Source organism: Streptomyces africanus, from assembly GCF_030816955.1.
Lineage (GTDB): Bacteria > Actinomycetota > Actinomycetes > Streptomycetales > Streptomycetaceae > Streptomyces > Streptomyces africanus.
The window spans coordinates 6,091,279-6,110,753 of the sequence record NZ_JAUSYP010000001.1; the positions used below are offsets into that span (position 1 = coordinate 6,091,279).

General features: G+C 71.7%; 16 protein-coding genes and 1 pseudogene. 14 read left to right on the forward strand and 3 right to left on the reverse strand.

Going from position 1 to position 19,475, the window contains the following annotated elements; all coding sequences use genetic code 11:
• Positions 1 to 189 precede the first annotated feature (189 nt).
• The 4 genes from QF034_RS28420 to QF034_RS28435 all read left to right on the forward strand — a co-directional run bounded on the left by QF034_RS28420 (position 190) and on the right by QF034_RS28435 (position 3,608).
• Complete coding sequence (locus QF034_RS28420) at positions 190 to 1,200, forward strand: beta-ketoacyl-ACP synthase III (RefSeq protein ID WP_307177583.1); 1,011 nt, start codon at positions 190 to 192, stop codon at positions 1,198 to 1,200.
• A gap of 67 nt (positions 1,201 to 1,267) precedes the next feature.
• The gene (locus QF034_RS28425; RefSeq protein ID WP_020272690.1) at positions 1,268 to 1,507 is read left to right on the forward strand and encodes an acyl carrier protein; all 240 of its coding nucleotides are present in this window, start codon (positions 1,268 to 1,270) and stop codon (positions 1,505 to 1,507) included.
• Positions 1,507 to 2,739 (forward strand): beta-ketoacyl-[acyl-carrier-protein] synthase family protein, encoded by a 1,233-nt coding sequence (locus QF034_RS28430; RefSeq protein ID WP_307177584.1) that lies wholly within the window; start codon positions 1,507 to 1,509, stop codon positions 2,737 to 2,739. Before QF034_RS28425 ends, QF034_RS28430 begins: the two co-directional genes overlap by 1 nt.
• Before the next feature lie 113 nt (positions 2,740 to 2,852).
• A complete protein-coding gene (locus QF034_RS28435; protein WP_307177585.1) occupies positions 2,853 to 3,608 on the forward strand; it encodes a thioesterase II family protein in 756 nt (251 codons plus the stop codon).
• A gap of 6 nt (positions 3,609 to 3,614) precedes the next feature.
• Here QF034_RS28435 and QF034_RS28440 read toward each other — a convergent pair whose 3' ends face one another.
• Positions 3,615 to 4,433, reverse strand: a complete 819-nt coding sequence (locus QF034_RS28440) for an AfsR/SARP family transcriptional regulator (protein ID WP_307177586.1) — start codon at positions 4,431 to 4,433, stop codon at positions 3,615 to 3,617.
• A 252-nt stretch (positions 4,434 to 4,685) separates the two neighbouring features.
• On the opposite strand from QF034_RS28440, the gene QF034_RS28445 reads away from it, so the two are divergent.
• Both QF034_RS28445 and QF034_RS28450 read left to right on the forward strand, forming a co-directional pair.
• Entirely contained in the window at positions 4,686 to 8,546 is a 3,861-nt protein-coding gene (locus QF034_RS28445; protein WP_307177587.1) for a type I polyketide synthase, read from the forward strand.
• Positions 8,547 to 8,664: 118 nt separating this feature from the next.
• The gene (locus tag QF034_RS28450) at positions 8,665 to 9,348 is read left to right on the forward strand and encodes a TetR/AcrR family transcriptional regulator (protein WP_307177588.1); all 684 of its coding nucleotides are present in this window, start codon (positions 8,665 to 8,667) and stop codon (positions 9,346 to 9,348) included.
• 79 nt (positions 9,349 to 9,427) lie between these two features.
• Here the strand turns inward: QF034_RS28450 and glgX are convergent, their stop codons facing one another.
• Positions 9,428 to 11,680, reverse strand: a complete 2,253-nt coding sequence (glgX, locus tag QF034_RS28455) for a glycogen debranching protein GlgX (protein WP_307177589.1) — start codon at positions 11,678 to 11,680, stop codon at positions 9,428 to 9,430.
• 186 nt (positions 11,681 to 11,866) lie between these two features.
• Between glgX and QF034_RS28460 the strand changes: the two genes are divergently transcribed.
• From QF034_RS28460 to QF034_RS41580, 6 genes and pseudogenes are all read left to right on the forward strand, one after another.
• Positions 11,867 to 13,111, forward strand: a complete 1,245-nt coding sequence (locus QF034_RS28460; RefSeq protein ID WP_307177590.1) for a L,D-transpeptidase — start codon at positions 11,867 to 11,869, stop codon at positions 13,109 to 13,111.
• A gap of 157 nt (positions 13,112 to 13,268) precedes the next feature.
• On the forward strand, positions 13,269 to 14,495 hold the full coding sequence (locus QF034_RS28465; protein WP_307177591.1) for a L,D-transpeptidase: 1,227 nt from the start codon (positions 13,269 to 13,271) through the stop codon (positions 14,493 to 14,495).
• A gap of 77 nt (positions 14,496 to 14,572) precedes the next feature.
• Positions 14,573 to 15,340 carry an enoyl-CoA hydratase/isomerase family protein gene (locus QF034_RS28470; RefSeq protein WP_307177592.1) on the forward strand — a complete coding sequence of 256 codons (768 nt, stop codon included), beginning with the start codon at positions 14,573 to 14,575 and terminating at the stop codon, positions 15,338 to 15,340.
• A gap of 153 nt (positions 15,341 to 15,493) precedes the next feature.
• A complete protein-coding gene (locus QF034_RS28475; protein ID WP_370880861.1) occupies positions 15,494 to 16,117 on the forward strand; it encodes an ATP-binding protein in 624 nt (207 codons plus the stop codon).
• A gap of 109 nt (positions 16,118 to 16,226) precedes the next feature.
• Entirely contained in the window at positions 16,227 to 17,405 is a 1,179-nt protein-coding gene (locus tag QF034_RS28480) for a YncE family protein (RefSeq protein WP_307177593.1), read from the forward strand.
• 39 nt (positions 17,406 to 17,444) lie between these two features.
• Positions 17,445 to 17,606, forward strand: a pseudogene (locus QF034_RS41580) (scabin-related ADP-ribosyltransferase); the annotation flags it as partial.
• Here QF034_RS41580 and QF034_RS28485 read toward each other — a convergent pair.
• On the reverse strand, positions 17,560 to 18,231 hold the full coding sequence (locus QF034_RS28485; protein WP_307177594.1) for a GNAT family N-acetyltransferase: 672 nt from the start codon (positions 18,229 to 18,231) through the stop codon (positions 17,560 to 17,562). The pseudogene QF034_RS41580 and the gene QF034_RS28485 overlap by 47 nt on opposite strands.
• Positions 18,232 to 18,278: 47 nt before the next feature.
• Here QF034_RS28485 and QF034_RS28490 point away from each other — a divergent pair, with 47 nt between their 5' ends.
• Together QF034_RS28490 and QF034_RS28495 are read left to right on the forward strand one after the other, a co-directional pair.
• The gene (locus QF034_RS28490; protein ID WP_307177595.1) at positions 18,279 to 19,193 is read left to right on the forward strand and encodes a helix-turn-helix domain-containing protein; all 915 of its coding nucleotides are present in this window, start codon (positions 18,279 to 18,281) and stop codon (positions 19,191 to 19,193) included.
• Positions 19,194 to 19,241: 48 nt separating this feature from the next.
• Positions 19,242 to 19,454: an EF-hand domain-containing protein gene (locus QF034_RS28495; protein WP_020271014.1), complete on the forward strand. Its 213-nt coding sequence runs from the start codon at positions 19,242 to 19,244 to the stop codon at positions 19,452 to 19,454.
• Positions 19,455 to 19,475 lie beyond the last annotated feature (21 nt).

Consider the following 19,475-nt stretch of genomic DNA (forward strand, 5'->3'; position numbering starts at 1 on the left):
CTGACAACTCCGACCAGGGCGTGTCCGCCGCGGGGCAGGCGGGACTTTGCGGACACGCCCTGGCGCCACAGCACATCGGTGCACCTCGACAGCAGCCAGGAGGAACGACGCAGTGACGGCTACGACAGCGACAACGGCTGTGGCTGACAGCAGCACCCCGGACCACTCCCGCGGTGACGGAGACGCCGGATGACCGGGTCGGACCGCGCCGCGGTCGTCGCCGGCCTGGGCGCCTGGGTCCCGCCCACGGTGGTCACCAACGACGACCTCGCCCGGCAACTGGACACCTCGGACGAGTGGATCAGCAGTCGGACCGGGATCCGCCGACGGCATGTCATCGACCCGGGCGGATCGACGGGTGACCTGGCCGTGGAGGCCGGGCGCAGGGCCCTGAAGTCCGCGGGCGAGGAGCGGGCCGACATCGTCGTGGTCGCCACCAGCACCCCGGACCGCCCCTGCCCGGCCACCGCGCCCGAGGTCGCCGACCGGCTGGGGCTCGGCGGGGTCGGCGCGTTCGACATCGCCGCCGTGTGCACGGGCTTCGTCTACGCGCTGGGGGCGGCGGCCGGTTTCGTCCAGGCGGGCTTCGCCCGCTCCGTCCTGGTCATCGGGGCGGACACCTTCTCCACCATCCTCAACCCGGCCGACCGTACGACCCGGGCCATTTTCGGGGACGGCGCCGGAGCGGTGTACCTGCGCGCCGACGCGGCGACGGAGCCGGGCGCCCTGAAGGGGCTCCACCTCGGCAGCGACGGCGGCCAGAGCGACCTCATCCAGGTGGCGGCCGGCGGTTCACGGCAGCGTTCCACGGGCCGGCCGGCCGCGCCGGAGGCCTCCTACTTCACCATGGAGGGCCGTCCGGTGTTCGCGGAGGCCGTGCGCCACATGGCGGCCTCCGTGACGACGACGGCCGATGCCGCGGGCTGGGCGGTCGAGGACATCGACAAGGTCGTCCTCCACCAGGCCAACGCGCGCATCCTGGCGGCGGTCGCCGAACGCATCGACGTACCGCTCGAACGGTTCCCCGCCAACATCGAGCGGGTCGGCAACACCGTCGCGGCCTCGATCCCGCTGGCCCTGGCCGACGCGTCGGCCGACGGCGAACTGCTCCCCGGCCAGCGCGTCGTGCTCGGCGGGTTCGGCGGCGGACTCACCTGGGGGTCGGTGGCCCTCGTATGGCCCGACATCACGGCGGCCTGACGCCGGCCCCCTCCCCTCACAGCCACCCACACCTCTCACCACTCACCGCACCACAAGGAGACACACCATGCAGGCGATCGCGGAGCGGGTCTCGGTCCTTCTCTCCGACCAGTTCAAGGTCAAGCCGGAGATCATCGCGTCCGAGGTGACGCTCGGCAAACTGTCCTTCGACTCCCTGGTCCTGATCGAGCTCGGCCTCGTCCTGGACAAGGAGTTCGGGGTCGAGATAGCCGACGGTGAACTCACCGAGGAGCACACCCTGGACGACCTGGTCCAGCTGCTGTCGGCCAAGGGAGCGGCGGTCTGATGGCGGACGGTTCCACGCACGGCACGGCCGTCACCGGCCTGGGCCTGGTGACCCCGGCCGGAATCGGCCTGGAGGAGAACTGGCAGCGGGTGCTGTCCGGACGCTCCTGCGCCACGCGCGACCCCGCACTCACCGAGCTGTCGGTCGACTTCTCCTGCCGGGTACCGGGTTTTGACGCCGGTGACCTGCTGGGCGGCTTCGCCGGCTGGCAGCTGGAGCGCTTCGTCCAACTCGCCCTCGTGGCCTCCCGGATGGCCGTCGCCGACGCCGGATGGGACTCGACGACCTGGGACGGCACCCGGGTCGGCGTGGTGCTCGGCAACTCGCTCGGCGGCGCCGCCACCTTCGCGGAGCAGCACGACACACTGCGCGAGCGCGGCGCCGGCAAGGTCTCGCCCCTGCTGGTGACGAAGTACATGCCGAACATGCTCGCCGGCTACGTGGCGATCGACGTCGGTGCCCGGGGACCGAGTCTGGTCACCGCCACCGCGTGCGCGTCCGGGGCGACCGCCATCGGCACCGCCCGGGACCTGCTGCGCTCCGGCGCGTGCGACATCGTGCTGGCGGGCGCCAGTGAGTCCGCGCTCACTCCGACGGTGATGGCCGGGCTGTGCAAGATGGGCGCCCTGTCCAAGTCGGGGGACGCGCCCGAGCACGCCGGCAAACCGTTCGACGCGGAACGGGACGGTTTCGTGGCTGCCGAGGCGGCCGGCGTGCTGGTCCTGGAACGGGAGGCGGACGCCCGAGCCAGAGGGGCGAGGATCCGCGCCGTCGTCAGCGGCTACGGATCCTCCTCCGACGCCCACCACGCCACCGCCCCGCACCCCGACGGGGAGGGCATCGAGCGGGCCTTGCGCGCCGCCCTGGCGGACGCGGGCGCCGAGCCGTCCGACGTCCGTCACGTCAACGCGCACGGCACCGCCACCGCGATGAACGACCTCGTCGAGGGCAGGATGCTGCGCCGTGTCCTGGGCGACACGCCCCTGGTCACGTCGACCAAGGGGGTCACCGGCCATGCGCTGGCCGCCGCGGGCGCCATCGAGGCGGCGTACACGGTGCTGGCCGTGCAGCACGGCACGGTGCCGCCGACGGCGAACCTGAAGAACCCGGACCCCGCCATCGATCTGGACGTGGTCAGCGGCGAACCCCGCACCGCCCCGGTGGACGTCGCCGTCAGCACGTCGCTGGGGTTCGGCGGCCACAACGCCGCGCTCGTCATCACGTCGGCCTGAGTCCCACGCCGCGAGGTCCGCGCCGGGCGGGGAGCACGCTCCCCGCCCGGCGCGGGCGCTGCCCGCTCCCCGAGTACGGCCCGCCGCTGGCCCCGACCCACCGAGGAATGAACATGGCTTCCCCCTCCGAGGACTGGACGCACATGCTGCGGCCCTCCGCAGACCGCGGCAGCCGCGTCGTCGTGTTCCCCCACGCGGGCGCCGGCGCGCAGCGCTACACGAGCGTCCTGGCCGCTCTGCCGGAGACGGTGGAGGTCGTGGGCGTCACCCTGCCCGGGCGGGAGCGGCGCGCGAGCCTCCCACCCGGTACGACGCTGGCCGCTGCCGTGCCGGGCATCCGCCGGGAGCTGAGCGCCCTCGACCCCGCCCCCACCGTCTTCTACGGCCACAGTCTGGGAGGGCTGCTGGCGCTCGCCGTCGCCGACGCGGGCGGACACTGCGACGGCCTGGTCGTGAGCTGTTCCCAACCGGGCGCGCGAAGCCGGCCCCGCCCGCAACTCCCGGGCTCGGCGGCCGAACTGGCCGAGATCCTCGCCGGCCACCGTCTGCCCGCCGACGCCCTGCACGACCCGTCGCTCAGCCCCGCGCGGCGGGTCCTGGCCCATGACCTCGCGCTCGCGCGGGACGCGCTGCGCGCCGTGGAGCCGCTGCGGCTCACCGTGCCGGTGACGGCACTGGCCGGTACGGACGATCCGCTCGTCCCGCGGGACGCGCTGCCCCTGTGGGCCCGCTTCACATCGGGCCCGTTCCGCTGCCGGCTCGCGCAGGGCGGGCACTTCTTCCCCTTCACCCCGTACGGTCAGGGCGTCCTGCTCGAAGAGCTCCACGCGTCCCTGACGGCCGCCCGCACGGGGGCCCTTGTCCACTGACGGGCGCTACGCCCCGACGAGATGGGGGGAGCGGTCGTCCAGGAACGTGTGCTCCAGCGCGTCGTCGCAGTTCAGGATCTGCTGCTGGAGGCGACGCAGACGGTGGGAGGGTTCCAGGCCGATCCCGCCGGTCAGCGCGGTGCGAACGCCCTGGTAGGCCGCCAGCGCGTCGTTGCGACGCCCGGAGAGGTACAGCGCCAGCATCAGGTACTCGTGCAGCACCTCGTCGTAGGGGTTGAGCGCCACGAGGGCGTGCAGTTCGCCGATGACCTCGGCGTAACGGCGCAGCCGCAGGTCCAGGCCGACGCGCTGGCTCAGCACCGCCTTGCGGTCCTCCTCCAGCCGCAGCACGTGCGGGTGCAGTACGGGCCCGGCCGGCACATCGGCCAGGGGCGCGTCACGCCACAGCTTCAGCGCGTTGTTCAGCTGCGCCGACGCCTGTGACAGGTCCCCCCTGGCCTCCGCCTCTCCGGCCACCGACACGAGCCGGTGGTAGCCGACGATGTCGAACTGCTCGCCGGGGACTTCGAGCCGGTAACCGGTGGCCTCGGTGATCAGCGTCTCCTTGGGGAGACGGTCCGAGGGGCCGCCGGCGAGGGCGTGGCCGATGCTCTTGCGGATCTGCATGACGCAGTTCTGGATGCCCGTCGAGGCGCTCATGGGCACGTCGAGGCCCCACAGTTCGCGCTCGATGGCGGCCCGCTGCACCACGCGGCCCCGGTTCAGGATGAGCACGGCGAGGAGCTTTCTGGCCTTCAGCGCCGTGGGAACCACCGACACGCCGTTCATGGTCACGCGCAGGGGGCCCAGCACTCTGGCGATCATCCATCCTCCTCGCTCAGGTGTGTAGCGGTGTATCAATGGACTGTAGCCCATCTTTTGACCGGTGTCGTGCGCCCGCTCATCGCCCTATACAAGGAAACGGCAGGTCAACACCCTTAGGAAGCGGGGAGAAATGCGCCCGTGACGCAGTCTTCTCTTGTCGTTCATCGAGTCAACTGGAAGTCAAACTTGGTCTCTGGTTTACTTTTGGACCTGATACACAGAACCGAGGGGGGCTTCGTGCAGCAAGGCGGCATGCCTGACATCGCGATCGTCGGGATGGGATGCAGATTTCCGGGAGCGCGCGGGGTGGAGGAGTTCTGGCACCTGCTCGAGCGCAACACCGACGCCGTCACACCCGTGCCCCAGGACCGGTTCGACGTGCGGCGGTACCACTCGACGCGGCCGGGCGAACCGGGCACGACCGTCTCGCGGCACGGCGGGTTCATCGACGACCTGTACGGCTTCGACGCCGCCTTCTTCGGAATCGCCCCGCGCGAGGCACTGGCCATGGACCCTCAGCAGCGGGTCCTCCTCCAGGTCGTCTGGGAGGCACTGGAGGACGCCCACATCCTCCCGTCCTCGCTGGCGGGCAGCCGCACCGGTGTCTTCGTGGGCCAGGCGACCGCCGAGTACGCGGACCTGGCGGAGTCCGACGGGCGGCAGGACGTGCACGGGATGGCGGGCAGCCGGCTGCGGACGATGACCGCCGGGCGCCTCTCCTTCGCCCTCGACCTGCGGGGTCCCAGCCTGATGGTCGACACCGCGTGCTCCTCGTCCCTGGTGGCCGTGCACCTGGCCCGGCAGAGTCTGCTGACCGGGGAGAGCGACCTGGCCGTCGCCGCCGGAGTCAACGCCGTGCTCTCGCCGTCCGACGCCATCACCTACTCCCAGGGCGGCATGCTCGCCCCCGACGGACGCTGCAAGTTCGCCGACGCCTCCGGCGACGGCTTCGTCCGCAGCGAAGGAGTGGGGACCGTCCTGCTCAAGCGGCTGCCCGACTCCCTGCGCGACGGCGACCAGATCCTCGCCGTACTGCGGGGAAGCGCCGTCACCAACGACGGCCAGGGCAGCGGATCGCTGCTTCAGCCCGCCGTGCCCGGACAGACCGAGATGATCCGCTCCGCCTGCCGCAGCGCCGGCATCACCCCGGACCAGTTGGACTACGTGGAGGCACACGGCACCGGCACCCCCGTCGGCGACGACGTCGAACTGCGCGCCCTGGCAGAGGCCGTGGGAGACGAAGGACGGTGCCGGACCCGTCCGCTGCCCATCGGCTCCGTCAAGACCAACATCGGCCACGCCGAAGCCGCCGCCGGGATCGCGGGCCTGATCAAGACGGTGCTCATCGCCCGGCACCGCACCATCCCCGCGTCCCTGCACCTGCGCACACCGCACCCCGTCCTTGCCGGGGACGCCGCCACCCTCGCCTGCGTCACCCGCAACACCCCGCTCGTGCCCGGCGGCCGGGCCGCACTCATGGGTGTCAGTTCCTTCGGTCTCTCCGGAACCAACGCGCACGTGATCGTCGGTGAGTACGTGCCCGAGCCGCGCACCGGGCAGCTCCCGCACGACGCCGCGGACGCTCCCGAAGAGCCGCAGCTGCTGCTGCTCAGCGCCCGCACCCCGGCCGCCCTGAGCCGGCTCGCCGCGCGCTACGCCGGCTTCCTGGACGGCGACGAGGGACGCGCGTTCCCCCTGCGCGACATCTGTCACACCGCCGCGACGCGACGTGACGCCCACCCCCACCGCATGTGGGCCGTCGGCCGCACCCACGACGAACTCGCCGCCGCCCTGCGCGCCCTGGCCGAGGGCGAGGAGACCCCGGACGGCGGGACGGCCGACGCCGGATTCACGGGCGATCGCCGGACCGCGTTCGTCTTTCCCGGGCAGGGCTCGCAGTGGCTCGGCATGGGCCGCCGCCTGCTGGCCTCCGAGGCGGTGTTCCGCCGGACCCTGACGGAATGCGACGCGGCCGTCCGGGAGGAGCTGGGCTGGTCGGTCATCGGCCTGCTGACCGGCGCCGGCGAGGACGCACCGGCGCAAGAACTCCCCGACGACGTCGCGGTGGTACAGCCCCTGCTGTGGGCCGTGCAGGTGTCACTGGCCGCGCTCCTGCGTGCCAAGGGAGTCGAACCCGGCCTGTGCGTCGGGCACAGCATGGGTGAGGTGGCCGCCGCCCAGGTCTGCGGGGCGCTGTCGCTGAAGGACGCCGCCTCCGTCATCTGCCGGCGCAGCTCCCTGATGCAGAGCCGGGCGGGGCGCGGCGCGATGCTGGCCGTCGAACTCGACGCGCCGGCCGCGGCGGCCGCGGCGGCGCCCTACGGCGACACGGTGTGCGTCGCGGCGGAGAACGCCCCCGCGAGTACCGTCCTCGCCGGGGACGCGCACGCTCTGCACCGCATCGCCGAACGCCTCCGGGCCGAAGGGGTGGCCTGCCGGCCCGTCAAGGTCAACGTGGCGTCCCACTCCCCGTACATGGCGGACCTGCGGGACGACCTGACCGACGCCCTCGCCCACCTCACGCCGCTGCCCGCCCCTGTCGCGATGTTCTCCACCACCCGCTGTGAGCCGGTCGACGGACCCGAACTGGACGCCGCCTACTGGGCGGACAACCTCCGCGAGCGGGTGCGTTTCGTCGAGGCCGTGCGGACGGCCGCCAAGGAGGAGACGGTGTTCCTGGAGGTCAGCCCGCACCCGCTGCTCGTCCAGTCCGTCACGGCGGTCCTCGACGAACAGGGCGCCGCACCGGCAGCCGTCGCCACCTTGAAGCGCCACCAGGACGACGGCGAGAACCTCACCCGCGCGCTCGGGCAGCTCTTCTCCCACGGCGGACGCGTCGACTGGAACCGTTACTTCCAGGGGACCGCGCCCCGGGTGCCGCTGCCGACGTACGCCTGGGACCAGGAACAGTTCAGGAAGGAGCCGGCCGCCGCTCCGGCGCCCGCCGCGCCGGCCGAGCACGTACGGGAGGTCGAACTGCGCGAGTTGGGCCTGGCCGACCTGGGGCAGAGCGTCCGCACCCGGGGCGGCGCGGCCGTCGTACCGCCGGTGCTCTACGTCAAGGCCGTCCTGCGGGCGGCGGACGGCATCGGGGGAGCCGGTGCAGGCGTGCTGGAGGACGTCGAGTTCGGGGACCGGCCCTGGGAGCTGGCACACGCCCGCGACGCCGCGGTACGCGTGGGCCTGACGCCCGCCGCGGAGGAGGGCTGTTTTGTGTTCACCGTCACCGCGCTGCGCACCGCGGACGGCACCCGGGACGGTGAGCTGTGCATGACCGGCAGGTTCCGCACGGCCGGCCCGGCCGCCGACACGGGGGAGGACACCACCGGCCTGAGCGGGACGGCTGAGCCGTACGGCCGGGAGCTGCTGGACGCCGGCCTGACCCGGTGTACCGCGTACGTGCCGGCGGCGGAGTTCTACCGCCGTGCCCAGGGCCGCGGCTACACCATCGACGCTGCGCTGTGCACCGTGGCGCAACTGTGGTGCTCCGACGGCGAATCGGTGGCTCGCATGCGCCGCTCGCCCGGCGCGGGGGTGACGGGGCTCGAAGCGGGGCTGCTGACGATGCTCGCCGCGTGGCCGCACCCCACGGGGGCAGGGGGCAGGCCGGACAGCTACGTGCCGGTGTCCTTCGGCCGCGTCCTGGTCCGGGACGAGGCGGGAGTAGGCCGGGACCACTGGTGCGTGGCCCGCTTCACCCCCTCGGACGGTACGGACGACGCGCGCTGTGACGTGTGGCTGACGGCCGAGGACGGCCATGTGATCGCGGAGTTCCGTGACATACGACTGCGTCGCCGGGCGGCGGGCCCCGCCGGCGAGGCGCTCGACGCGGAAGGCCCGGTGCCGGTACAGGTGCCGGTTCCCACGACCACGACCTCCGGGCGCGCCCCCACGCCCGACGACGTCCTGAAGCAGGCCGCCACCGTGCTCGGCCTCTCGGCGACCCGGCTCGACCCGCGCAGACCGCTGCGGACCCTGGGGCTGGATTCCCTGCTGGCGACCGAGCTCAGGGTGCGCCTGCACCGCACGGCGGGTGTCGACATACCCGCCACACGGCTGCTGGGCCGCGAACCCATCGGTGTGATCGCCGCTTCCGTCGCGTCACGGCCCTGATGTCACAGCCCTGACGCCCTCTCAGGAAAACGAAGACCATGGCTCATAGATGTACCGTGGTATAATTTTTTCATGGCCGGGGGAGCCCGCACAACGACGTGAGAAGGCGAGGAAGCACATGGCCTCTGAACCTGCCCGGCCTCTCGGGCGCAGGGAGCGCAGCAAGCAGCGGGTTCGGGACCGCATCTACACCTCTGCCCTGACCCTCTTCGCGGAGCAGGGGTACGACCGCACCACGATCGACCAGATCGCCGAGCACGCCGACGTGGCCCGGGGCACCTTCTTCAACTACTTCCAGCGCAAGGAAGACCTGGTCACCGCCTGGGCCGAGGCCCGCAAGCGGCGCCTGGAGCTGTGCATGGAAGAGTCGATGAAGTCCCGGAACGACGATGTGACGGTGCATCTGGAGAGGTGCATGGCCGCACTGGCGGAGTTCAACGAGTCCGAGCGGGAGATCACCGCCGCCATGCTCCAGGCGTGGGTGAAGGCCGGCCAGCCGCTCCTCGAGGAGCCCTACGCGGGCCAGGTCTTCGCCGACATCATCGAAGCCGGGCGCCAGCGCGGGGAGGTCACCTTCGACATCGATCCGATGAGGGTCGGCAACATCCTCCGTGATTCGTACCTGGGCCTGCTCTACCGCTGGTCGCAGAACCCGGGCGGGCGGGTACCGCTCCACATCGAACTGCGCGAGGTCCTCAGGATCGTCCTCACGGGCGTCCTGTCGTACTCCCAGCACGGGCGCGGCGCCCCGGCGCCGTCGACTCCCGCCGCGACCCGGCTCGCACCGGCGTCGCAGGCGTAGAACCCGACCAGGGTGCGGACCGGCCCGCCGGCCACCAGGTCGGCGGGCCGCCGTCGCGGGGGCCTGGCGAAACGATGCCTCAGCCCGTCACCCGCAGCAGCAGCACCGCCCGCGCCGGCACGGTGATCTCCGTCCCCGCCGCGTGCTCCACCCCCGGCGCCTCCGCCTGCTCCTCCAGACTCGTGTCGACGACGACCTCGTACCGCTCCGCCCAGGGCGACCCCGGCAGCATGAAGCTCACCGGCTCCTCGCCCGCGTGCAGGACGGCGAGGAAGCTGTCGTCGAGGATCTGGTCGCCGCGCTCGTCCCGGCCCGGGATGTCCCGGCCGGACAGATACATGCCCAGCGTGGCGGCGGGCGCGTACCAGTCCTGCTCCGTCATCTCGGTCCCCCGGGACGTGAACCAGGCCAGATCGCGCAGGCCGTCCGCGGTCTGGGCCCGGCCCGAGAAGAACGCCCGGCGCCGGAGCACCGGGTGCCGGTGGCGCAGCCCGATCAGCCGGGAGGTCAGCGCGGACAGCGCCTTCCAGCCCGGGTCCTGGAGCAGGCCCCAGTCCACCCAGCCGATCTCGTTGTCCTGGCAGTACGCGTTGTTGTTGCCGCCCTGCGTGCGGCCCAGCTCGTCGCCCGCGACCAGCATCGGCACACCGGTCGACAGCAGCAGCGTGGTCAGCAGGTTCCGCAGCTGCCGCCGCCTGAGCGCCCGTACGCCCTCGTCGTCCGTCTCGCCCTCGGCGCCGCAGTTCCAGGCCCGGTTGTCGTCCGTGCCGTCGCGGTTGCCCTCGCCGTTGGCCTCGTTGTGCTTGCGCTCGTAACTCACGAGGTCGCGCAGGGTGAAACCGTCGTGCGCGGTGATGAAGTTGACGGACGCGTACGGCCTGCGGCCGCCCCAGGCGTACAGGTCGCTGGAGCCCGACAGGCGGTAGCCCATCTCCCGTACGTCCGGCAGCGCGTGCCGCCAGAAGTCCCGCACCGCGTTGCGATACCGGTCGTTCCACTCCGTCCACAGCGGCGGGAACGCGCCCACCTGGTAGCCGCCCGACCCCACGTCCCACGGCTCGGCGATCAGCTTCACCCGGCGCAGCACCGGGTCCTGGGCGATGACCGCGAGGAACGGGGAGAGCATGTCGACGTCGTGCATGGAGCGGGCCAGCGCCGCCGCCAGGTCGAAGCGGAAGCCGTCCACGCCCATCTCCGTCACCCAGTACCGCAGGGAGTCCGTGATGAGCCGCAGCACATGCGGCTGGACCACGTGCAGGGTGTTGCCGCAGCCGGTGTAGTCGGCGTAGCGGCGGGGGTCGTCCTGGAGGCGGTAGTAGCCGCGGTTGTCGATGCCCTTCAACGACAGCGTCGGCCCCAGCTCGCCCGCCTCTGCCGTGTGGTTGTAGACGACGTCCAGGATGACCTCGATCCCGGCCGCGTGCAGGGCGCGCACCATGCGCTTGAACTCGCCGACCTGCTGGCCGGTCGTCCCGGAGGCCGCGTAGGCCGCGTGCGGGGCGAAGTAGCCGATGGAGTTGTAGCCCCAGTAGTTGCGCAGGCCTCTGCGCAGCAGATGGTCCTCGTGCGCGAACTGGTGCACCGGCAGCAGCTCCACCGCCGTCACACCCAGCCTCACCAGGTGCTCGATCGCCGCCGGGTGCGCGAGGCCGGCGTAGGTGCCGCGCAGTTCCTCGGGGATGCCCGGGTGCAGCCGGGTGAAGCCCTTGACGTGCAGCTCGTAGATCACCGAGTCCGCCCAGGGCGTCTTCGGGCGGCGGTCGTCCGCCCAGTCGTCGTCATCGTGGACGACGACGCCCTTGGGGACGTACGGCGCCGAGTCCCGGTCGTCGCGCACGGTGTCGGCGACATGCTGCTGCGGCCAGTCGCGCACATGCCCGTAGACCTCCGGCGGCAGACTGAAGTCACCGTCCACGGCCCGGGCGTAGGGGTCGAGGAGCAGCTTCGCCGGGTTCCAGCGGGCGCCGGTCCACGGGTCCCAGCGGCCGTGCACCCGGTAGCCGTAGCGCTGCCCGGGCAGCACGCCCGGGACGAAGCCGTGCCAGATCTCGTGGGTCAGCTCGGCGAGCCGGACCCGCGACTCCTTGCCCCGCTCGTCGAAGAGGCACAGCTCGACCCCTTCGGCACCGCCCGCCCACAGGGCGAAGTTGGTCCCCGCCACCCCGTCCGGGCCGACCCGGAACCGGGCGCCCAGCGGCGTCGGCGCGCCCGGCCGGGCGGGCACCGCGGGCGGTGGCGCGGCCCGCCGCGCACCGTTCACGGCGGCGGCCTGGCGCCCGTTCCCGGTGGCCTGATGACCGGCCACCGCCTCCTGCTCGGCTGCGCTGGACACCTGTCAGCCTCCCGCGGCTCGTGGGACGACGGGGGACAGAGGGGTGCGGCTCTGCTGCGGCCCGGGTCGCGGCTCCCCTGCGCGTCGTCCTCCCCACTGTTCTGCCCAGAGCGTGGGTCGCACTCACGTTTCCCCGGGGGCGGGCATGGTCGTTTCCCGGGGCCGCGGCCGGTCGTTGGGCACCTCGTGAGGCACGTACAAGGGCGCGCGCGGCGCGCGAGGGCCGCGCTGGCCGCCGTAGTGACATGGGCAGGGCTCCTGACCGGGGCCACCGGCTGTACCTCGGACGACGCGGGCGGGATCGCGGGGGCGTTCGGCGCGCCCCCGGCGCCCGAGGACGTCATCCGGGTCTCGCCCGACGACGGCAGCAGGGGTGTGCGCCCCGGGAGGAAGCTGCGGGTGCGTGTGCCCGACGGCAGGCTGGAGTCGGTGAAGGTCGTCCGGTCCCAGGACGCGCAGGAGTCGCCGGTGCCCGGGCACCTCTCCGCCGACGGACTGTCCTGGGAGCCCGAGGACAAGCGGCTCGCGCTGGCCGCCGAATACACGATCGACGCGGTGGCCGTGGACGGCGACGGACGCCGCTCCGCCCGGCACACCACGTTCACGACGTATGTCCCGGAGGAACGCTTCATCGGCTACGTCAGTCCGGAGAACCGGGCCACGGTCGGCACCGGCATGATCGTCTCGCTGGAGTTCAACCGGGAGATCGCCCACCGCGCCGCCGTCGAACGCGCGGTGCGGGTCACCGCCCGCCCGGCCGTCGAGATCCGCCCGCACTGGTTCGGCCGGACCCGCCTCGACTTCCGCCCCGAGGACTACTGGAAACCTGGCACCCAGGTCACCGTCGACCTGCGCCTGCGGGACGTCGAAGGGGCGCCCGGGGTCTACGGCCTCCAGCACAAGGCGTTCTCCTTCACCGTCGGCCGCAGCCAGGTCTCCGTGGTCGACGCCGCCCGGCACACCATGGAGGTGCGGCGCGACGGCGAGGTGCTCGCCACCGTGCCGGTCACGGCCGGGGCTCCCAAGAACACCACGTACAACGGCAAGATGGTGGTGACCGAGATGCACGACGTCACCCGGATGAACGGCGCCACGGTCGGCTTCAAGAAACGCGACGGCAAGGGCGAGTACGACATCCCGGACGTCCCGCACGCCATGCGCCTGACCGACTCCGGCACTTTCCTGCACGGCAACTACTGGGCCCACCACACCGTCTTCGGCCGGACCAACGTCAGTCACGGCTGTATCGGTCTGCGCGATGTGAAGGGCGGCGGCTCGGACACCCCGGCCGGCTGGTTCTTCGACCGCAGCCTCGTCGGGGACGTCGTCGAGGTGGTCCGCAGCAACGACAAAAGGGTCGCTCCCGACAACGGGCTCGGAGGCTGGAATATGGGCTGGAACGCATGGAAGGCGGGCAGTGCGGTGAAGTAGCCGTACACAGGGGTGGGTTGACCCGGCGTTCCGTTGGGACCGAACGGTGACAATCACGGGCCGCCGATGCCGTGCGACCTGTGGTTACTATTCGCCGATGCGCGGGGGACACGCGCAGGGGTGCGGGCCTGACCAGGCCCGGGGAGGGGAGAACGACGTGAACGGGCGACCGATATCGGGGGCGTCGGTTAGGGGCCGGAACGGACTGCTCGCGCTGATACTCGGCGGGCTGCTGCTCGCCGTCACGGCGTGCGGCGGCGGGGGGACCGGCTCCGGTTCCGGCGGGGGCACCGGCCAGGGCGCGGACGCCGCGCAGAGCAAGCAGTCCGAGGCCGTCGTCGGCATCACGCCCAAGGACGGCGCCAAATCCGTCGACACCAGCGGGACGCTGAAGGTGACCGCCGCCAAGGGCAAGCTGACCGAGGTCGTGGTCAAGGACGCCAAGGGCAAGAAGGTCGACGGCGAGATATCCGGCGACGGCGCCACCTGGACGCCGTCGACCCACCTGGCCGCCGCCACCAAGTACACGGTGCACGCGGTCGCCAAGGACGCCGAGGGCCGCACGGCCGCGGAGGACGCGGGCTTCACGACCCTGACGCCGAAGAACACCTTCATCGGCACCTTCACCCCCGAGGACGGCTCCAAGGTCGGCGTGGGCATGCCGTTCTCCATCCGCTTCAGCCGGGGCATCACCAACCCGGACGACGTCGAGAAGGCCATCCGCATCAGGACGGAACCGGCCGTGGACGTCGAGGGCCACTGGTTCGGCAACGACCGTCTCGACTTCCGCCCCGAGAAGTACTGGAAGCCCGGCACCAAGGTGACCGTCGACCTGAACCTCGACGGCGTCGAGGGCCGCTCCGGCGTCTACGGCGAGCAGGACAAGAAGGTCGAGTTCACCATCGGCCGCAACCAGGTCTCCGTCGTCGACGCCAAGAAGCTCACGATGAAGGTCATGCGCGACGGCGAGGTCTTCAAGACCATCCCGGTCACCACCGGCCAGCCCGGCATGGAGACCTGGAACGGCCAGATGGTCATCAGCGAGATGCTCACGGTGACCCGGATGAACGGCGAGACCGTCGGCTACGGCGGCGAGTACGACATCAAGGACGTCCCGCACGCCGTGCGCCTCACCACCTCCGGCACCTTCCTGCACGGCAACTACTGGGCGGGCGGCGCCTTCGGCAACCACAACGCCAGCCACGGCTGCATCGGCCTGCGCGACGTGCGCGGCGGCTGGGACAAGAACACGCCGGCCGCGTGGTTCTTCAACCACTCGATGGTCGGCGACGTGGTGGTCGTCAAGAACTCCGAGGACCGGATCGTCGACCCGGACAACGGGCTCAACGGCTGGAACATGTCGTGGGAGAAGTGGAAGAAGTAGCTCTGAGCTGACGACGAGGCCCCGGTGTGACGGACCGCACCGGGGCCTTACCCGTTAGCCACCGTTAACCTGCTGCCATGACCGTCTCTCTCGAAGTCGCTGAAGGCGTCGGCACGCTCCGTCTCGACCGCCCGCCCATGAACGCGCTGGACATCGCCACGCAGGACCGGCTGAAGGAACTCGCCGAGGAGGCCGCGCGCCGCGAGGACGTGCGGGCCGTGGTGGTCTACGGCGGCGAGAAGGTGTTCGCGGCCGGCGCGGACATCAAGGAGATGCAGGCGATGGACCACACCGCGATGGTCCTGCGCGCCCGTGCCCTGCAGGACTCGTTCACGGCGGTGGCCCGGATCCCCAAGCCGGTCGTCGCGGCCGTGACCGGCTACGCGCTCGGCGGCGGCTGTGAACTCGCGCTGTGCGCGGACTACCGCATCGCCGGCGAGAACGCCAAGCTCGGCCAGCCGGAGATCCTGCTCGGTCTGATCCCCGGCGCGGGCGGCACCCAGCGCCTGGCCCGCCTGGTCGGCCCCTCCAAAGCCAAGGACCTGATCTTCACCGGCCGGATGGTCAAGGCCGACGAGGCGAAGGAGATCGGCCTGGTCGACCGGGTCGTGCCCGCCGACGAGGTGTACGCGCAGGCGCACGCCTGGGCCGCGAAGCTGGCCCAGGGCCCGGCCCTCGCCCTGCGCGCCGCCAAGGAGGCGGTCGACACGGGCCTGGAGACGGACATCGAGACGGGACTGGCGGTCGAGCGGAACTGGTTCGCGGGCCTGTTCGCCACCGAGGACCGCGAGCGCGGCATGCGCAGCTTCGTGGAGGAGGGGCCGGGCAAGGCGAAGTTCCTCTGAACACCCCTTCCGGGGGTTGTGATTGACGCCGCGTCTGATCCGGGTCCCTCGATGGGGCGGTTCAGGGCGGCCTTGAGGCAGCCTTGATCGTGCCCGGCCGCGTGTCCGGGTCGTTTGCCCTGCGACGGGGCATCGCCGCAGGTCGGACGGGCCGTGGGCGACTCCGAAGCGCCTTTGGCATATGCCGTCGGCTCGCCGCTCGGCACCCCGCTCCCAGGGCCGTTTTCCCCGGGAACGGCCCCCTGGGGCGCTCCGGGCGGCCATGATGGGGGCATGGCGGGGCTGGAGGGTACGGAACAGCCGCGGGGGCACGCGCATGCGGCCGCGGCGCGCTGGTCGCCGACCGTCGAGGACGAACGCGCGCTGAAGGCGCTGGAGTTGTACGGCGACCCGACGGAGGCGGAGGTGCCGCTGCCGTCCCTCCCCGAGTCCGCGGCCACCGCCCGACGGCTGACCCAGGTCGTCGTCCTGCGCCACTGGGGGCTCACCCCCAAGACCACGGAGGACGCCGTCCTGCTCGTCTCCGAGCTGGTGGGCAACGCCGTACGCCACACCGGCGCCCGGGTCTTCGGGCTGCGTCTGCACCGGCGCCGCGGCTGGATCCGCGTCGAGGTCCGCGACCCCTCCCGGGGGCTGCCCTGTCTGATGCCGGTCCAGGAGCTGGACATCAGCGGCCGGGGCCTGTTCCTCGTCGACAAGCTGGCCGACCGCTGGGGGGTCGATCTGCTGCCCCGGGGCAAGACCACGTGGTTCGAGATGCGGGTCAACGACCGCTGAGAACGGCCGCCGCAGCCGGGTCGACGAGGGGTGTGACCTGCGCCGGCTCGCCTGGCCGCCGATCGGGCGAATCACCGGATTCCCCGTGGAGCCGACCTTGAATGGTGCAATGCACCGCCACCTTGTCAAAAGCGCCCTCGTCGCGGGCGCCGCCCTCGCCGTCCTCGCCGCCTGCGGCACCGGGGGAGGGGAACGGACCTCCGAGGCACGCGCCACCAAGGCCGCCGTGCCCGCGCCGCGCGAGAAGAAGCCCGTGCGGGGACTGCCCGGGATGCCGCCCGTCCTCGATCCCGAGGACGTGTACGCGGCCGACCGTCCGAACAAACTGTCGCCCGTGGTCAAGGACTTCCCGTCCCGGGTCTACGTGCCCAACACCGGTTCCGACACGGTCTCCGTCATCGACCCGAAGACGTACGAGGTCATCGAGACCATCCCGGTGGGCCGCCAGCCTCAGCACGTCGTCCCCTCCTGGGACCTGAAGACGCTCTGGGTCAACAACAACCGCGGCCACACCCTCACCCCGATCGACCCGAAGACCGGCAAGGCGGGCAAGGAGGTCGAGGTCCACGACCCGTACAACCTCTACTTCACGCCCCACGGCAAGTACGCCCTCGTGATGGCCTCCCTCGACCGCGAACTGGTCTTCCGCGACCCGCACACCATGGAGATCAGGAAGACGGTCCCGGTCTCCTGCTACGGCGTCAACCACGCCGACTTCTCCCTCGACGGCCGCTACTTCATCGTCTCCTGCGAGTTCAGCGGCGAACTGCTCAAGGTCGACACCGAGAAGATGAAGGTCGTCGGGCAACAGCGGCTGCCGTTCGAGGGAGCCATGCCGCAGGACGTGAAGGTCTCGCCCGACGGCAAGAAGTTCTACATCGCCGACATGATGGCCCACGGCATGTGGGTCCTGGACGGCGACAGGTTCACCGAGCCCACCCTGATGCCCACCGGCAAGGGCTGCCACGGCCTGTACGTCAGCCGCGACTCCCGCGAGATGTACGTGTCCAACCGGGGCGAGGGCACGATCTCCGTCTTCGACTTCACGCAGGACAAGCTGACCAAGAAGTGGCGGCTGCCCGACGGCGGCAGCCCCGACATGGGAGGTGTCTCCGCCGACGGCAAGGTGCTGTGGCTGTCCGGCCGCTACGACGGCGAGGTGTACGCCGTCGACACCCGCACCGGCACCCAGCTCGCCCGCATCCCCGTCGGCAACGGACCGCACGGCCTCGCGGTCTACCCGCAGCCCGGCCGCTACTCGCTCGGCCACACCGGCATCTTCCGGTGACGGTCAGCAGCCGTCCACCGAGGGGCAGTTGACGCGCCGACCATCGGCGACACCCACAAGTGGGCCGACCAGCAGGAGGTCACCTTCCCCGGCGGCATCGGTCGCGAGTACATCGTCGGCGTCTGCCCGGTCGACCAGCGGACCAAGACCGAGATCATGAGTGAGTGCGAGAGCAACCCCCACTACGAGCCCTGGCACTGAGCAGCACCTCCGAGCCCACAGGCCGGTAGCCGGCCGCCTGGAACGCCCGCAGACTGCGGGCGTTCCCCGCCGACACCTGGGCCCACACCGGCGCGCCCCCGGCCAGCCGCCGCCCCGCCGCCGCGAGCCGCCGTCCGAGCCCCCGGTGCCGTGCCCCCTCGTCCACCTCGACGGCTGTCTCCCAGCGCCCGGCCACGCCACGGCCCAGCACGAGCACCCCGCCGTCCGCCGCCCACACCCGCACGTCGTCCCGCCGCCGGAGCGCGGATGCCACGCGCGGATGGCCGGGATCGTCGATCTCCACCAGCGCGACCGGTGGCTCCCCGGGCAGCGCGGCGCCGGTCAGCAGCACGTCGACGGTGTCCGACGTACGTCCCGTCCGGTCCATGAGGGCCGTCAGGAAGCGGGCGTTCATCGTGGCCGCGAGCCTGTCGCAGTCGGTCACGGCGAGCGTCCGCCGCACCCAGCCGGGATCCTCGTCGGTGAAGACGACCGAGTGCGCCGTGAAGGCCAGGACCCCCGCGTCCCGCGGCGAGGGCTGCGGCACGATCGTCGTACCGCCGTCCGCCGGCGGGAAGACACCCCGGGCCGCCGCATCGAGAATGTCCCTCAGAGTGTCCGCCACGCGCGCTCCTTGAGTCTCCACCCACTGGAAGGCCCAGACTCCCAGACATGATCGACGACGGCACCGGCCTGCTCACCATCGGCGAACTGGCCCGGGTCACCGGACTGACCGTGCGCACCATCCGGTACTGGTCCGACGAGGGCGCACTGCCCCCGGTGGCCCGGTCCGCGGGTGGTTACCGGCTGTACGACGCCGCGTCCGTGGCCCGCCTGGAGCTGATCCGCACCCTGCGCGAACTCGGCCTCGGCCTGGCGGACGTCCACCGGGTCCTGGCCGGCGAGACGACGCTCGCGCAGGTCGCTGCCGCCCATGTGGTCGCGCTGGACGCGCAGATCCGGTCGCTCAAGGTGACCCGTGCGGTGCTGTCGACGGTGGCCAAACGTGGTTCCGGTGCGGAGGAGATGACACTCATGAACAGACTGGCACGGCTCTCGGCGGCCGAGCGGCGGCGGATCGTCGAGGACTTCATGGCGGAGATCTTCGAGGGGATCGACACGGCCGACCCGGACATCCGGCGCAGGCTGCGCTTCGCGGCGGCCCAGCTGCCCGACGACCCCACGCCCGAACAGGTGGACGCCTGGGTGGAGCTCGCCGAGCTGATCCAGGACCCCGGCTTCCGCGCGCAGATGCGGCAGATGATCGAGTTCAACGCGGCGGACCGGGGGCCGGACGTCCCGGCCGGTTCGTCCCTGTGGTTCATGAGCCGGCTCGTTCAGCTCGCGTCGCAGGCACGGCAGCGCGGCATCGCCCCCGAGGCGCCGGAAGCCGACGACGTCCTGAGGGACCTGCTCGGCGACACCGACCGGGCCGCCGTACTCGAACGCCTCACGGCCGCCTCCAACGTACGGGTCGCCCGCTACCGCGAACTACAGGCCGTCGTCAACGGCCTCGACCCCCAGCCGACCTACGACGAGGAGTTCGCCTGGGTGGTCGCCGCGCTGGAGGCGCGCACGGGCAGTTAATCTGACCTGCGTCAGCAAGACCTGAAACACGAGAGTAGGGGCGGATCGGTGGCGGACATCGAGGAAGCACGCAAGCAGTTCGAGCGGATCGATACGGACGGTGACGGATTCATCACCGCTGCCGAGTTCAAGACCGCCCTGGCCCGGTCCGGCGACTGGAACGTCACGGAGTCGGTCGCCGAGGTCGTCATCAAGACCCGCGACCTCGACGGCGACAAGAAGCTGAGCTTCGACGAGTTCTGGGCCTACCTGAACAAGTGACGCGGGCGCTTCAGCTGCCGC

Coding starts and splice junctions, on each gene's coding strand:
- QF034_RS28420 (WP_307177583.1), top strand. CDS start 190: ATGACCGGGTCGGACCGCGCCGCGGTCGTCGCCGGCCTGGGCGCCTGG.
- QF034_RS28425 (WP_020272690.1), top strand. CDS start 1,268: ATGCAGGCGATCGCGGAGCGGGTCTCGGTCCTTCTCTCCGACCAGTTC.
- QF034_RS28430 (WP_307177584.1), top strand. CDS start 1,507: ATGGCGGACGGTTCCACGCACGGCACGGCCGTCACCGGCCTGGGCCTG.
- QF034_RS28435 (WP_307177585.1), top strand. CDS start 2,853: ATGGCTTCCCCCTCCGAGGACTGGACGCACATGCTGCGGCCCTCCGCA.
- QF034_RS28440 (WP_307177586.1), bottom strand. CDS start 4,433: ATGATCGCCAGAGTGCTGGGCCCCCTGCGCGTGACCATGAACGGCGTG.
- QF034_RS28445 (WP_307177587.1), top strand. CDS start 4,686: ATGCCTGACATCGCGATCGTCGGGATGGGATGCAGATTTCCGGGAGCG.
- QF034_RS28450 (WP_307177588.1), top strand. CDS start 8,665: ATGGCCTCTGAACCTGCCCGGCCTCTCGGGCGCAGGGAGCGCAGCAAG.
- QF034_RS28470 (WP_307177592.1), top strand. CDS start 14,573: ATGACCGTCTCTCTCGAAGTCGCTGAAGGCGTCGGCACGCTCCGTCTC.
- QF034_RS28480 (WP_307177593.1), top strand. CDS start 16,227: ATGCACCGCCACCTTGTCAAAAGCGCCCTCGTCGCGGGCGCCGCCCTC.
- QF034_RS28490 (WP_307177595.1), top strand. CDS start 18,279: ATGATCGACGACGGCACCGGCCTGCTCACCATCGGCGAACTGGCCCGG.